Here is a 12,174-nt window from a genome sequence, read left to right on the forward strand (position 1 = left end):
AAAGGCCGGAAATCCATTCCGAGCCGAGGTAAAAATTATCTCGTCGCAGCATGCTGCATGTCCCTGTAATCTAGTGAGTCGGCGTCCCAGAGTCTAGGAGCGGCGCTGATAAGAATTTTCCCGGGTGTTTTTGTCAGATTTAAAATATATTTCCGGGCTTTATAGGTCGTATTTGCCATTTTTATTTAATTAGAAGCCGGATCAAGGGTAGGATACCCGCAAATTGGACGAAGGAGGAGAAGAAAAATGGGTCGCGTTCTGTATGCTGTCCTGCTGATTGCAACATTTGCTCCCTGTTCGGCGTTGGCCGGCAAGATACCGGAAAACCTGTTCGCCTCGGTCTATTATAAAAATGATAAAATCGGGCAAGTCCATCTGACGACACTCAAGAATGAAAAGGGGGAGATAGAACAACTGAAAGCAATCGCATCGATCTCTTTCCTCGGACTGGAAGTTTATGGCTTTAACCAGAATTTACAGGAAGACTGGGTCGCGGGTGAATTACAAAACATGTCCGGCAAGACTGACGATAACGGTACGGCCCATGAAATCAGTCTGAAACGTACGCAGGTTCAATATGATGCGACCTATAACAAGTCCTCCCTGACCCTTCCGCTTGATGCCTTCCCCACCTCACCATGGCATTACGACATCACCCAAAATCACCTGCTTTTCAACATCGTTGATTTTGAATTGCTGAAGGTCGAGATATCGGAAAGCCCGGATACCGTTAAAATCGGAGATACATCCATCCCAACGACAAAATTCGATTTCACCGGGGAATGGAAAGCGCGGCTGTGGTTCGACAAAAACAAGCAGTTTGTCAAAGGCGAATACGACGTCTCCGGACGCCAGGTGACGGTCATTCTCGATCCGAAATAGCCCTTTTTTTTCACAAATTATACCATTTTTTTGAGACAATATTAATCTTTTTTCGATAGATTCATTCTCGTTATAGTCGGTCGAATTTTCCAGTCTGCAGGCGGAATGCTGGGTACGGCATACCTGAGGCAGAATGATAACAAGATTGGGCAGTAAGATTACAGATAAATTTAATGCGGCAGTTTCCGGGCTTGATAAACGGAAGTATAAACGCAAGACGGTGATGTGGAACGGCAAACTCTCTTTGCTCTGGGGTGCCCGTCTCAAGGGCGATGCGGAGACGGTTCCGGGTGTCGTCCGCGATATGTCCGTCAGCGGCGCCAAGTTCCAGACCACGAAAAATTTCACGGCAACATCCGGTGTGGTTCTTGAAGTCCCGCGCTTTGGCAGCTTTAATTGCCACCTCATTTGGCAAAACGGGCATATCATCGGGCTGAGTTTTGACGATACACCGGAAATTATTTATAACACGGTGAGTTCAGCGCTTCCCGGTATTGCCCTTGACCCCAACCCCATCAATTGATCAATAAAATCAACTTTTGAGTCTATAAGTCTGACGCGTTTCGGAATATCAGTGACGTATTGATCCCGCCAAAGGCAAAATTATTCGACATCAGATGGCGAACCTCAATGTTCCGTCCCTCGACCATGACATAGTCAATATCGGCGCAGGCCTCATCGACATTCTCCAGGTTTGCCGTGGGCGCAAACCAACCTTCGCGCATCATCTCAATCCCGAGCCACGCCTCAATCGCCCCGCAGGCACCAAGACTATGGCCAAAGTAGCTTTTTAGGGAATGGAATGGTATCGCATTCCCTAAAATGGCACGGGTGGCGTGTGATTCTGCAATATCGCCCTGCTCCGTTGCGGTGCCATGGCCGCTGATAAAATCGATATCCCCGGAGGTCAGGCCGGCATCATCCAGAGCGCCCTGAACAGCAATCTCCATAGTGGCCTGGGTTGGATTGGTAATATGCCGTCCATCGGAATTGGTGGAAAAGCCGACGATCTCGGCAAAAATCGGCGCCCCGCGCGCTTTCGCATGATCATATTCTTCCAGGATCAATGTCCCCGCACCCTCGCCGATAACCAGACCATCGCGATCACGATCAAAAGGCCGCGGCGACAAATGGGGCGTGTCGTTGCGGACGCTGGTCGCATAAAGCGTATCGAACACCGCCGCCATGGTTGGGCAGAGTTCCTCGGCCCCGCCTGCCACCATCAGGTCCTGCATCCCGTACCGGATCGCCTCAAACGCATAGCCGATGCCCTGACTGCCGGAAGTGCAGGCGCTCGACGTTGGGATCACCCGGCCTGATAGTCCGTAGAAAACACCGATATTGACGGCCGTGGTATGGCCCATCATCTTGACATAGCTGGTTGCGGACAGATCCCGCGAATGGCCATCCCGGATCAGATCGGTAAAGGCCAACACCGGTTTGGTGCTACCAAAGGAAGAGCCATAGGCGACGCCCATTTTTCCAGACTTCAATATGGGATTGTCCGTGAGACCCGCGGACTCAATCGCCATCTCGGTCGCATAAACTGCCATTTTTGATACCGGCCCCATGCTGCGAAGAGCCTTGCGCGGATAGCGCGTGTCCACATCGAACCCCTCTACAGGGCCCGCAAGCCGAGTGTTCATGCCGTCGTAAAAATCCCAACTGTCCATGCGCCGGATACCGGTTTTACCGGCCTGCATATTCCCGCGAATAACACGCCAGTCATCGCCGAGCGAAGTTACCCCGCCCATTCCCGTCACCACGACCCGCCGCGTCATGCCATGCCTCCATTAACCGAAATAACCTGCCGGGTGATATAGGCGGCGCCGTCCGAACATAGGAAAGACACCGTCGCCGCCACCTCCGACGCCGCGCCGAGCCGAGCCGACGGAGCGGGATGATTTTAAGAATTTCGTCAAGCGGAAGGTCGTCTGTCATCGCCGTCTCAATCAGGCCGGGCGCGACGCAATTGACCGTTATTTTGCGTTTTGCAAGTTCAAGCGCCAAAGCCTTGGCCGCCCCGATCAGCCCGCCTTTGGACGCGCTGTAATTGACCTGTCCGCGATTACCCATGATACCGGACACCGACGACAGAACAACAATCCGCCCCCCCCTTCCGGGCCGAGACCATGGGCATGGTCAGCGGTTTCAGCACGTTATAAAACCCGTCAAGATTGGTGTGAATAACGCTGTCCCATTCGCCGTCGGTCATCGCCGGAAAAGCCGTGTCCCGAGTGATACCCGCATTTAAAACCGCGCCGTAAAAAGCGCCGTGGTCTGTGATTTCCCGCTCTAGGCTGACGCGGCATTGCTCCCGATCCGAGATATCAAACTGGATCAGCCGGGCGGTCCCTCCGGCTCCTGCAATTTCCGCAACCGTTCGCTCGCCCGCCTCAACATTCTGCCCGCAATGGGCGAGGATATCAAAACCGTCCGCCGCCAGTTGCGTCGCGATTGCCCGCCCGATTCCGCCGCTGGCGCCGGTTACCAATATTTTTTTCTGCATTCACTCACGTCTCGAAGTCAGGGTTGATATACATTAACCCGCGCCTTGGCGACAAGCGCCTTATTTTTCGTGATCGCGCAATCGAAAACTGCCATCGGCACCTCGTTATAAACAAGTTGGACGGTTATCTCCAGCTTATCCCCGATCTTAAAGTTCGGGGTTTCCAGGGTCAGATTGCGAGCACTGACGAGATACCCGATTTTTACGTCCCCGCCCTGGTTTCGGGCCTTGATCCCGCTATAGGCGGCAATCGATTGCGCCATATATTCAATTCCCACATAGGACGGCAGAACGCCATCCTCAAGAAACGGGCTTGTGTCCCGGATCGTCACCGAAGAGATCACCGTCTCCTCATCATAGCCTTCAACCTCGTCAATCAGGATCATTGGCGGCGCATGGAAGAGGATATCTTCTATGGGATAAGGACAGGGCTGCATCATCACTCCCTAGCCAACACGACACTAATGTTATTTCCGCCAAATGCAAATGAGTTGCTCATCATGGCCCGCCGCGACTGATCGGCCGCAGCTCCAACCCCGATCAGGTTGAGCGCCGGAATTTCCTCATCCCGCTCGCCGTCCCATATATGAGGCGGCAACAGCTGCTTTGCATATTGCGGGTGTAAAGCCAGCCAGAGAAACGCAAGTTCCGTCGCCCCGGCGGCCCCCAGCGTATGCCCTGTTAGCGGCTTGGTGGAACTACAGGGAATATCGCCGAACACACCCGCAACGGCCTTGGCTTCCATGCTGTCATTCAAAACCGTCGCTGTACCGTGGAGATTAAGATAGCCCACATCTGAATGGTTCAGGCCACCGTTCAACAGCGCCGATTTCATCGCGTTAAAGGCTCCCGTGCCCTCCGGGTCCGGAGTGCTCATGTGATAGGCATCGGAGGTTTCACCGATCCCGGCAACCCGAATATCAGCCTCCTCCCGGCTCATCAGAAACACAGCGGCGGCCTCCCCGATATTAATGCCGCCGCGATTACGGCTGAAAGGATTGCATAAGGTCTCCGATAGCAGTTCCAGCGACGCGAACCCGTTCAGGGTCAGCTTGCAAAGCGTATCTGCCCCGCCCACAATCGCGGCGTCACAAATTCCGGCGTCAATCATCCGGCGGGCCGAAGACAGGGTTTTCGCACTCGATGTGCAGGCGGTGGACACCGTCATGGCGAGCCCGGTCAGCTTGAAATATGCCCGCACGAAAAGCGCAAGGGAGGCGTTATCCTGACGATCATAGTCAAAGCCCGCGGGAAATTCGCCGGTTCGGGTTTTATGGGCAATGTCCGGCTCGTTGTCGCTTATCCCGGATGTGCTGGTTCCCAGGATAACCGCGACACGATCCGGTCCGTATTTTGAGATGGCGGCTTGGATTTCCGCTTCAATCTCCTTGATCGCCGCAAACATCACCCGATTGTTGCGACTATCATAGAGGCTTAGTTCTGGCGGAATTGCCGGGAGGACAGCCTCAACACTGCCGACGAAAACCGGTCTCTCGCCAAGAAAGTGGGTGCGCATGCCCATGCCCTGCGTCGACCCCGCAAATAGCGGAGCGCTCACCGCCGCCTTGCCCGCCCCCAATGGGTTGATCAGGCCCAGCGCCTGAAGATACACAGAGCCACTCATTCCGTCAGCTCATAGGAGATAATTGTCATTTCATAATCGGTTTTGGGATCCTTGATCACGACCGTTTCGTTCCAGGCATTTTCGCGCGTCGTTTGATATGTGATCTCCAGGTTCGCGGCACGATCCGCCACTTGCGCCTGCATCGGATCGTCCGCTGGCCAATAAGTGGCGATAATGACTTTAAGTATATCCACCGCATTCAGCTTGTCCGATACCCAGTCCGCCTTGCCGGCCCGCACCCCCGCCGTATCCCAGAGGATATCGAAGGCATGCCGCCCGAGGGCATCCACTCCCGCAAGCTTCAGCCGTTCCCCGGTCAGGCTGAGACGTATCTGCAGGGAGAAGTCCTGCTCTCCGTAATGACCGTTCAGAATCTGTACGACCTCGCGCGGATGATTGTCCGGCAGTTTCCAGGGTGCAAACTCGGTCTTTCCCGGAACATTCGACGCGCACCCCGCCAAGGCGAGAAAACAAATAAGGAAAATACCCCTTACACACATTGAGCCACCACCACATCAAGATACCGTCTGCTCTGGGTAACAAATGGATTTTTTTCATCCCAGGCATAGCCCGCAAGCACCGAGACAATCATTTTCTTGATCGGGTTGTCATCGGCCGGAGGATTAAAGATTATCTCCTGCAGATCTCCACGATACCAAGCCTCGACGAATGTCCGAAAGCAATCCACCCCCACTTTAAGCGGCGCGACAAAATCCTTTTGCCAGTCGACAACTTCACCGGCAAGCTCGCGCGTGAGCGGTTCAATCAACAAGTCCGCCGATTTGAACGCTATAGTAACGCCTGACGAGAACACGGGATCAAGAAACTCGCCCGCATTGCCGAGTAGCGCATATTTCGGCCCACAAAGACCAGTTACTTTTGATGAATAGCCGGACATCTCGGCCACCGGCCGGCATTCACGCGCCTCTTCAAGCAGCGATCGGAGCTCCGTTGTTTCCGCCACCAGCGCCCACAGCTTGTCCGACGCAGACCCGTCATATTGCGCCAACCGCTCCGGCGTGACAACGACACCGATTGAGGACCGGCCCTCTGAAAAAGGGATAAGCCAGAACCAGACATCCGAATGACGCGGGTGAACGGTGATCAGAATTTTCTTGCGGTCAAACTTCTTGGTCGCAAGATTATCCTCTACATGGGTAAAAAGCGCATGACGGACGGGGAAATCGGACGGCGCATCCAGCTTCAAGAGCCGTGGCAGGACGCGTCCGTACCCGCTCGCATCGACGACAAAACGGCAGCGAATATCAAATGGCCCCTGAGGACCAGCACCAGTTATCGCAACCCCGGCCTCACTGAAAGTAACGTCGGTAACGCCGCACTCGAAGCGAACATCAGCGCCGGACTTGGTCGCCTCAGTTGCCAGTAGCATATCGAATTTTTCACGCTGGACTTGATAGGTCGTCGACCAGCCTTCCGTGAATTTTTCGCTGAAATTTATGGAGGTGAAACGGTGATCGTCGCTGAAATTGGCCCCGTCCTTTACCTGAAACGACGCGGCAGCAACAGTTTCAATCAGACCTGCCTTTTCAAGATAGGCCATGGATTGCGGCAGCAGGCTTTCGCCAATGACAAATCGGGGGAAGCGGCTTTTCTCGAGGACCAGGACACTGACGCCACGCTGAGCCAGCAAACAGGCGGCCAGCGACCCGGCGGGCCCAGCCCCAATAATCACAACATCAAATTTTTCAGAAGGAACAGTCATCGTTATAAGGGATCCGTTGTATCATGATTAAGGTCAGAGGCAAGCGGCGCCAGACAGTAGGCGAGCGTGATGCCAACAAGAATTGTAAACCCGAAGGCATGAATGGCATAGGTATCGCTCATGGCCAGCAGGCCAAACGCGAGCAAGGTCGAGATTGCCGACAAACCGTTCGCCAGCATTGCCCTCCGTTTCCGGTTACCGATAGATTCCCGGTTGAACACGGCATAATCCAAACCGATTGCGAACACCAGCATCAGCGACATAGCGTTGAAGAAGGTGAATGTCTCCCCTGTAAGCGCGATCAATGGCGGCGTCAGAACCACCGCCCCGATGGAGGGTAACATGGCCTTTACCGCGCCAAACGGACCATAACGGAGGGACAGAAACACCCAGACAACGCCATAGGCGACGGCTAGCATGATCAGCGCCTTGAGCCTGTAGGTGCCAAACGTACGGCTCAGGCTTTCTGCCTGATTTACCAGTTCTATATTTTCCGATTTCGCGGCAAGCGCGGCGAGCGGTGCCGAATCCTTGACCCCGGTCAGCGACACTGCATGAACGACAACCCCCGGGGTCTTATACACCAGTAACGGCGCAAGAAAGGACGGAATATCGGTCACCGCCAGCTGGTCTAGTGTTAACATCTGGTCGCCGTGTTGATAGGGAATATAGCCCGACAACCCAATTCGGGCCATATGCTCGGCGAGATGTGGGATCAGCGTCTTGTTGACGAGGGCCCTGTTCTCTTGCTGGCGCTCCACCGAGGGGATAAATTGGGAAATCATGCGATATCCGCGAATGACCCCATTTGCCCGAAGTGCTTCGAGGTCGAGCCCAAGAGCCTCCTCGGTCTGCAGCACATCTTCTGAACTCGGGCCGCGAACAAAGAAGCGGTGCGTTTCACTTTCAATCCCGGTAAGCGTGCGAATAGACTGTTCTTCCCCCTGTAAATCCGCCGGCAGGGATTGCAACCGCCGCACATCGTCATCAATATGGATTTTTGTTGCGCCGTAAAGCGCAGCAAAAATCACGAGCACGACAATTACCCAGCGTAATTTACGATAGCCCGTCTGCCACCAGAAATCATGCAGGACCATTGAAAAGGAAAGGATAGATCCGCCATGAGTGAATGGTTTTGCCCGATCGACATAAGGGAAGACATATAACACCGTGAGATAGGCGAGCGTCAGTCCGGAAGCCGAAAATAACGCGATTTGCTGAAGTCCCGGAAACGGCGTGAGGGCCAAGGTGAGAAAACCGAGAACCGAGCTTACCAAACCAAGCGTCAGGCCTGAGCGAATGGCCGCGGCGCGGGCGGCGGGCGGTGGCACATTTTCCTGAAACCGCTCGCAGACATAGTGAAACGAATAGTCAACGGCAACACCGATCAAGCCGGCGCCAAAAACCAGCGCTAACAAATGCAACGTGCCGAAGAACAGCAATGTCATCGCAAGCCCGCCAGCTACTCCCGACGCAATGGCAAGAATACTAAGTGCCAAAGGCTGGAAACTCCTGAAAATGAGGAAGTTCAGAACGACAATACCAAGGAGTGAAATGCCGCCGATAAAGCTGGCCTCCTGCTCCGCCTGATGATATGCCCGCTCACCGTAGAATACCGCCCCTGCCTTTAGAATTTTGAGGCCCTTAAACTGCGTTTTCAATCGCTCTTCCGCTGCCTCGAAGGCGGAAAGTGTTCTGGACTGTACTACCTGATCAAAGGGTTCGCCGATGAGTTTTCCGCTAACGAGCACGTACCAGATATTATTGTCTTCAACGGCCAACACGTTGGCGCGGCTTTGCAGCTTCGTCTCAACATTCTGGCGGGCGGCCATAAAATTGGGCAGCAGCAGAAATGGGTCGCGGCGGATAAGATCTGCATCGACAAGCGAGAGCGGCGAGAGAATCTGGACCAGCGCCCGGTTTATAACCACCTGCTCCTTATCCACCGCCAGCAACTTGCGGTCGCCCTCACTCAACAAGCCGGTGCGATACGGAAACAGGGCTGCACTCAGGTTTTTGACGGCAGCGGAAGGAGATAGCCGCCCTGTCCGCTCAAGAACCTTGGCGTCGACCAGTGACGTTGTCAGCATTTCGGCGGCGCTTCGTGCGGTTTCAAAATCCGGATTTCCAATCAGGATAACTAGTCTATTTGTACCCTCGGATTGTTCCACCGCCTCGGCCCGCGCCACCCATTCCAATTCCTCAGTTTCGGGCAACAGGGCGAGGATATTTGTTTCAAGGGGAAAACCGCCACTCACCCGCATCACGATGACAAGGATTGAGCTTATCAGCAGCACCAGATAGACACTGAGCCCGATCCGGTTCACGGTTGCCTCTCCCGGCTTTTCTGGGCGGCTTCCAAAATCTCCTTAACGGGAGCCTGCTTTTGCTGGGAGAATGTAATGACGTCCTTGTCACCGTTGGCCTTGACGATCTCGACTTTCTCCAGATAGTCGCTCATTTCGAAGCTTAAGTATGCAAAGGGAAGTGTCAAACCGCTTGATTTGGGAGTAAATCTCAAGGACCACTTGTCCCCTGTCGGCTGCAGTTTTGACCCCGTCAGCTTCTCAAGTGGAGCCCAGTTTCCGCTGAGCGAATTTTCAAGGGTGCTGCGCATCACCTGCAGGCCCGGAAACTTGTCAAAATCAAGCCGGGTTACCTCCGCCCCTTCAACACTTTGACTTATCCCTTTGTTATCAATTACCATTCTAGTAAAAAAGGGTCTCTCAGTCTGCCAGATGAGGCTCGATTTCGGCAACAGGAAAAATTGACCCGTGGAGCGGATCGGCTTGTCAAATCCCCGCAGGTGCCGTGATTGCTCAAATCGTCCTTGCAACCCTTCCCCGTCGGCAAGGACAATCGGATCGGCGTGCGCCCGGCCAATAGACAGCATGCCCAGTATTAATATCCAAAAAGCTATTCCTCTGCGCACAATAATTTTTCAACTTTCTCGTAGAGAATATCCGGAGATTGGAAAAGCATCTCATCGGCCTTTTTATCAATCGCAACTTGCGTTGTAAATCCCTTGGTAAGCTTCTTTCCCGTCTCACTATCCTGGATCAGGTATTTGATTTTAAGGCGGTTTTCATATTCAGCAAGAGTGGCCGTTACGGTGATGTCCTGCGGAAAGCGGATGGGTTGAACATATTTGACCTGCATCTCAACAATCGGCCAAGCATAGCCACTGTCGCTCATCTGCTGATAATTGTAATCTAGGTGGTCAAGAAGGGCACAGCGGGCCTGTTCAAAAAAGCGAGCGTAATTCCCGTGCCAGACAATCCCCATGGGGTCGAGATCATAAAATTGAGATTTTATGGTAATTTCGGCGGATATCATTCTGGTATCCCTTGTTTTTACTCACTTTTTTTTCGGTTTTCCGGCGTCGCCCAGAAATCGAAAAAATTGTACCATTGATCGGGATATTTTTTGCAAGTTTCCTCTAAAATATGAATAAAATCCGCAAGCGGTTTTTTAACTGCCTCATGCCGATGGCGACGCGGCAGATCAATCCGGTCTGATATCTTTTCGAAAAATATCCGGAATTTTTTGCCTTCCCGCACACAGTTAAGCACATAAACAGGGCATTTCAGGAGAGCGGCAATAATCATAGGCCCTTCGGAAAAAGGCGCAGGCGCTCCCAGAAACGGCATCTCAACAATACGCCGGTCACCGGAAACCGGTATCCGGTCCCCGGCAATCACGATCCAGTCACCACGCGCCAGCCGTTCCTGCAGCTCGATAAGCGTTGCCGGGCCAATCTCCTCGACCTCCAGGATATCGATGGCGGAGGCCGGGTTATAGGCTGCTAGCATCCGATTAAAGCGCATGGCATTGCGGGTATGGGCGAAAACCGTGATCCGGTTCGCCCCGCGCCGCCGTGCCAATGCGCGCGAAATCTCAACATTGCCAAGATGCGACGTGATGACGACAACCCCCGATTTTATCCCCGCGAGCTGATCCAGTTCTTCGACGTTTTCAAACACGAGGTCTGATATCGTGATGTCCCCGAGCCAGGCAGCGACCTTTTCAAGCACCATCCGGCCAAACGAGCGGTAATGCTGCCACAGCTGCCACAAGCTCGGCTCCCGCGCCGCGCCCCGTGCCCGGTAAAGCCGCCGCCAATAATTCCGCGATGCACGCCGCTGCTGAGCCCCGGTCAGGAAGAAATAGAGCAATACCGGTTGCATCACGTACCAGCATAGTCTCTGGCCGACCAGTTTATAGAGCGCGAAAAGGAACCGGAGGCCCATCGCCGCGCCGCGCTCATTGAGTCGGGCCCAATGGCGCGGTACCTGCGGAGGGGATGGACGGTTCCGCAAGACCTTCGGCAGACGCCATATCATTGTAAAGACAAGGCGGGTATGCATTTTCGTGATCCGCCAGTTATCCGCGAGCAGCTGAAAATTCGAACTGTTATCCGGTGGATATGTCACCTTTACCGGCGTCATCAAAACAGGCGTTCCGCGCCAGCTCATACGGACCATGATCTCGGTATCAAAATCCATGTACCGACCGACGGTTTCCTCAGCGATAACTGTCAGGGCGGGAGCGAGAGGATAAACCCGATAGCCGCACATGCTGTCGGTAATGGCCGTTGAGAGCGTCTCCACCCAGACCCAGACATGGGTGAGCCAGCGCGCCAGTTTCCGCGACGTCGGGATCGTCTCGTCATATTGCGGCGCACCGCTAATAAGGGCCTGGGGATGGGCGGCGGCAAGCTCCAGCAACGAGGGTAAAGCCTCAAGGTCATGCTGGCCGTCCGCATCTATCTGCAGGGCATGGGTGAAGCCTTCGGCATTGGCAAGGTGAAATCCCTCGATAACGGCCCGACCCTTGCCGCCGTTCTCCTCGAAGCGGTGAACGGTGATACCCTTTTCTGGATCATGGAAGGCGGCAAGCGCCGTCTTTGCCGGCGCCGAACTACCGTCGTCGATAATGAATATGCGTAAATTTTCACCCTGCAGGGCTTCCAGCACCTTTGCGATATGCCTGTAATGATTATAGCTCGGGACAATCGCGCACGGGATAAAACTCATTTTACGCCAGTTCAAAAAAGCCGGACGAACAGACCGTGCCGTCTTCGCTGTAGGTAAAGATCAACCGGTTTTTGTCAGGCATTAACTCCAGACACAGCAGTAACTCGGTTTCCGCCTTAATCAGCCGGGAAAACTTAAGCTGGCCGAGCTTGGTAAAGCCACCCTGATAACCAAAGTAAGTTCGCGCGAAACGCCCGACCCAGTCAAGCTGTGCGACCCCTGGTAAAATCGGGTCTCCCGGAAAATGCCCTCGGAACTGAAACAGCTCCGCCGGAACATACAACGTGAGTTCCAGCACCTCCCCCTCCCGCTTTTCCGAGAGAATTGTTGGCGCTGTCGGGCTTTCCGCCCAGTTTTCCAATTCCGTGTTTTTCATGACGACCGCATCATAGTCCGCCAT

The 12,174-nt window shown here is 54.0% G+C and carries 12 protein-coding genes and 1 pseudogene; 2 read left to right on the top strand and 11 right to left on the bottom strand.

Going from position 1 to position 12,174, the window contains the following annotated elements:
- Positions 1–246: 246 nt before the first annotated feature.
- Positions 247–882: a DUF6134 family protein gene (locus ACESNI_RS03205; RefSeq protein ID WP_373084982.1), complete on the top strand. Its 636-nt coding sequence runs from the start codon at positions 247–249 to the stop codon at positions 880–882.
- 133 nt (positions 883–1,015) lie between these two features.
- Positions 1,016–1,405, top strand: coding sequence for a PilZ domain-containing protein (locus ACESNI_RS03210; RefSeq protein ID WP_373084984.1), 390 nt, complete (start codon positions 1,016–1,018; stop codon positions 1,403–1,405).
- Positions 1,406–1,427: 22 nt separating this feature from the next.
- Here the strand turns inward: ACESNI_RS03210 and ACESNI_RS03215 are convergent, their stop codons facing one another.
- The 11 genes and pseudogenes from ACESNI_RS03215 to ACESNI_RS03265 form a co-directional block, all read right to left on the bottom strand.
- Positions 1,428–2,663 carry a beta-ketoacyl-ACP synthase gene (locus tag ACESNI_RS03215; RefSeq protein WP_373084987.1) on the bottom strand — a complete coding sequence of 412 codons (1,236 nt, stop codon included), beginning with the start codon at positions 2,661–2,663 and terminating at the stop codon, positions 1,428–1,430.
- A pseudogene (locus tag ACESNI_RS03220) lies at positions 2,660–3,391 on the bottom strand (3-ketoacyl-ACP reductase FabG2). The gene ACESNI_RS03215 and the pseudogene ACESNI_RS03220 overlap by 4 nt, the downstream one beginning before the upstream one ends.
- A gap of 17 nt (positions 3,392–3,408) precedes the next feature.
- Complete coding sequence (locus ACESNI_RS03225) at positions 3,409–3,831, bottom strand: 3-hydroxylacyl-ACP dehydratase (RefSeq protein WP_373084989.1); 423 nt, start codon at positions 3,829–3,831, stop codon at positions 3,409–3,411.
- Positions 3,831–5,015, bottom strand: a complete 1,185-nt coding sequence (locus ACESNI_RS03230; protein ID WP_373084991.1) for a beta-ketoacyl-[acyl-carrier-protein] synthase family protein — start codon at positions 5,013–5,015, stop codon at positions 3,831–3,833. The genes ACESNI_RS03225 and ACESNI_RS03230 overlap by 1 nt, the downstream gene beginning before the upstream one ends.
- The gene (locus tag ACESNI_RS03235) at positions 5,012–5,515 is read right to left on the bottom strand and encodes a DUF3261 domain-containing protein (protein ID WP_373084993.1); all 504 of its coding nucleotides are present in this window, start codon (positions 5,513–5,515) and stop codon (positions 5,012–5,014) included. The genes ACESNI_RS03230 and ACESNI_RS03235 overlap by 4 nt, the downstream gene beginning before the upstream one ends.
- Positions 5,506–6,738, bottom strand: a complete 1,233-nt coding sequence (locus ACESNI_RS03240; protein ID WP_373084995.1) for an NAD(P)/FAD-dependent oxidoreductase — start codon at positions 6,736–6,738, stop codon at positions 5,506–5,508. The genes ACESNI_RS03235 and ACESNI_RS03240 overlap by 10 nt, the downstream gene beginning before the upstream one ends.
- A 2-nt stretch (positions 6,739–6,740) precedes the next feature.
- Positions 6,741–9,065 (bottom strand): MMPL family transporter, encoded by a 2,325-nt coding sequence (locus ACESNI_RS03245; RefSeq protein WP_373084997.1) that lies wholly within the window; start codon positions 9,063–9,065, stop codon positions 6,741–6,743.
- A complete protein-coding gene (locus ACESNI_RS03250; RefSeq protein ID WP_373084999.1) occupies positions 9,062–9,631 on the bottom strand; it encodes an outer membrane lipoprotein carrier protein LolA in 570 nt (189 codons plus the stop codon). The genes ACESNI_RS03245 and ACESNI_RS03250 overlap by 4 nt, the downstream gene beginning before the upstream one ends.
- A gap of 23 nt (positions 9,632–9,654) precedes the next feature.
- Positions 9,655–10,071, bottom strand: a complete 417-nt coding sequence (locus ACESNI_RS03255) for an acyl-CoA thioesterase (protein WP_373085039.1) — start codon at positions 10,069–10,071, stop codon at positions 9,655–9,657.
- A gap of 20 nt (positions 10,072–10,091) precedes the next feature.
- Positions 10,092–11,774, bottom strand: a complete 1,683-nt coding sequence (locus ACESNI_RS03260; protein WP_373085001.1) for a glycosyltransferase — start codon at positions 11,772–11,774, stop codon at positions 10,092–10,094.
- Position 11,775: 1 nt separating this feature from the next.
- The gene (locus tag ACESNI_RS03265; protein ID WP_373085003.1) at positions 11,776–12,174 is read right to left on the bottom strand and encodes a hydroxymyristoyl-ACP dehydratase; all 399 of its coding nucleotides are present in this window, start codon (positions 12,172–12,174) and stop codon (positions 11,776–11,778) included.

Origin of the sequence: Sneathiella sp. (assembly GCF_041689005.1) — a bacterium.
Classification (GTDB): domain Bacteria; phylum Pseudomonadota; class Alphaproteobacteria; order Sneathiellales; family Sneathiellaceae; genus Sneathiella.